The 2,418-nt window shown below is 65.1% G+C and carries 2 protein-coding genes; one reads left to right on the forward strand and one right to left on the reverse strand.

The window, feature by feature from the left end:
* Positions 1-1,043: 1,043 nt before the first annotated feature.
* Positions 1,044-1,304: a MerR family transcriptional regulator gene (locus AB0J09_RS62385; protein WP_360713628.1), complete on the forward strand. Its 261-nt coding sequence runs from the start codon at positions 1,044-1,046 to the stop codon at positions 1,302-1,304.
* Positions 1,305-1,607: 303 nt separating this feature from the next.
* On the opposite strand, the gene AB0J09_RS62390 is transcribed toward AB0J09_RS62385, so the two are convergent.
* A complete protein-coding gene (locus AB0J09_RS62390; RefSeq protein ID WP_061253952.1) occupies positions 1,608-1,814 on the reverse strand; it encodes a cold-shock protein in 207 nt (68 codons plus the stop codon).
* Between the last annotated feature and the right edge of the window lie 604 nt (positions 1,815-2,418).

A 2,418-nucleotide genomic window follows, 5' to 3' on the forward strand; every position in this document is an offset into this window, starting at 1 on the left:
CCGACCCCGCGCCGCGCGGCGGGAGCGGGCTCGAGGGTGAGGCGCTCGGCGGTCAGGGCGCCGGGCAGCACGCCCGGCAGCAGGGCCGTCTGGCGACCCTTTCCCAAATCAGCCAGATTCACCCACCTTCCAGCGTGGCGGGGCGGCGGAAACGGTGGGCAGTGAAGGACAGCTCGTCGATCAAGTTGCGGGCCGCCAAGCCAGGATGTGGGTGTCCGCGCTCCGTCATGAACTCGACGAGGACATCGAGAACGGCGGGGTTGCGGCTGCGGAGAAACTCGTCCAGCTGGCAGAGGAACTCGGCGAGCGGGTCTCGTGATGGCGTGGGTTGAGGAGTCGGGGGTCAGAGTGATTTGGAACGAGATCCGGCGTTAGCGGCGTTCCTGCTGGTCAACGGCGTCGCCGGAAGATTGCCGCGCCCGACACTGAAAATCTGTGTTCGCCGCAGTAGACATTTCTGACCGCTGAGGCTAGTGTTTCTCACATCGCAAGGAACGGATCGACCGGGCAGCGGAAGTATTAGCACCACGATGAACTGCCCGGAGCAAGATGAAGTGGAAGTTGATGGCAGAAGGTCGGACGTGACGGGCCAGCGCAGTGGTTAGGGGCCCTGATCGTGGACGCGCTGCCGCAGGTGAAGTTGGACAGTGGTCCGGAAGATAGAGATGAAGGGAGTGTTGAACGCCATCGGGATCGCCCGTTGTCGGCTGAGTCTCGCCGCTCGGGTACCGCAGTTCCACAGATAGGAAGGTGGTCTACGGTCACGCATCCGCGATCCCCGCATCACCGCCGCTCAGTACGGCGGATGCGGAAAACAGTGAGCCGGCCAGATGGCCGGTAGATGGTGTTGAACTCTTCGGGGCCCCGGCGCGACAGGCGCCGGGGCCCCCTGTGCGCGTGATGGAAAGGAATGTATGGATCAACGTCGCTCGGCTGCCGAGGGTGACACGCTCGCTCACGGCAGGATTGCGGACACGGCCGGATCCAGGGCTGGATCCAGGGCCGAAGACCGGTTCGACGATGAGGACTACCCCGCCTACAGCATGGGTGCGGCCGCGGAGATGCTCGGTGTCAGCCCGTCGTTTCTACGGGCTCTGGGCGCCGCCAAACTCATCGAGCCGATACGCTCCAGCGGCGGCCACCGCCGCTACTCCCGCTACCAACTGCGGCTAGCTGCGCGCGCCCGGGAACTCGTCGATCAGGGCACGCCTGTGGAAGCCGCCTGCCGGATCATTATCTTGGAAGACCAGCTTGCCGAGGCGCTGCGCATCAACAACGCGCGCGACCGTCCGGCCGGACACTAGCACCGGCGGTGTGAGAAGACCCGGCAGCGTGAAGCTGACCGGGTCTTGGTGTGCAGCTTCTTGGTGTACAGCTTGGCGACTTGGCCCCGCTTGTTGTCGCTGGCCTCGCATCTCCCGGAATTCATGCCTTCTACCAGGCGTGACGACGTTTCACAGGATGTCGATTACTGGCATGTAGGAGCTGTGCGACTGTGGTGGACATCCCGTGCCACCGATTCTCACGCGGGCAGCGATGCAGCAGCCGGAAACGAATCAGGGCTCGCACCCGTGAAGGTGCGAGCCCTGATGCGTAGCGCTATTTTGTCAGGCGGCAACGATGTTTTCGGCCTGAGGGCCCTTCTGGCCCTGGGTGACATCGAAGGCCACCTTCTGGCCCTCGCGCAGCTCGCGGTAGCCGCCCTGAGAGACGATGTTGGAGTAGTGCGCGAAGACGTCGGCGCCGCCGCCGTCCTGCTCGATGAAGCCGAAGCCCTTTTCCGCGTTGAACCACTTCACGGTGCCAGAAGCCATGTTGATCTCCTCTTGATAGGTGCAAAGCCGAAATCCGCACTGCACGAATTCCGCGTCGCCGAGATAGGCCCACACCCGGAGAAGACCGGCAAACAAAAAATGCGCCTGAGGCTACATACCGTCAGGCGCACACAAGTTCATTATGGGTACCACAACTGCAACTACAGCTAACCTAGCACACGTGCAGGCGTGATACGCATACCCGCCGCCATCCGCCTGGATGAGTCGCGTTCCGCGCGGCGCCGCACCCCCGCCTGCACCACCACCCCCGCACCTCGGGCAGCGCGCCCGCGCCGTCACCCGCGCCTGCCGCGCGTCCGCCTGCGCCAAGGCCGCCCAGGCGCTTCCGCCAGGAGGGCCATTGATCAACGGAACGCCGCTAACGCCGGATCTCGTTCCAAATCACTCTGACCCCCGACTCGTCGGCGGCCACCGCCCGCTCCGGCCGGTAGTACCGAGGCAGTGCACCTGACATGACTGACATGCCCCACCTGCTGCCCAGGCTGCTACGCCTGCCGGACGGCACCTCACGCACCCGCAGCCCGCTGTTCCCGCCCGAACGGGGCCCCGTACCCGCCGCCGCCCCGCCGCGAGCGACATCTGC

The sequence above is a fragment of the Nonomuraea sp. NPDC049784 genome, from assembly GCF_040659615.1.
GTDB lineage: Bacteria > Actinomycetota > Actinomycetes > Streptosporangiales > Streptosporangiaceae > Nonomuraea.

Coding starts and splice junctions, on each gene's coding strand:
- AB0J09_RS62385 (WP_360713628.1), top strand. CDS start 1,044: ATGGGTGCGGCCGCGGAGATGCTCGGTGTCAGCCCGTCGTTTCTACGG.
- AB0J09_RS62390 (WP_061253952.1), bottom strand. CDS start 1,814: ATGGCTTCTGGCACCGTGAAGTGGTTCAACGCGGAAAAGGGCTTCGGC.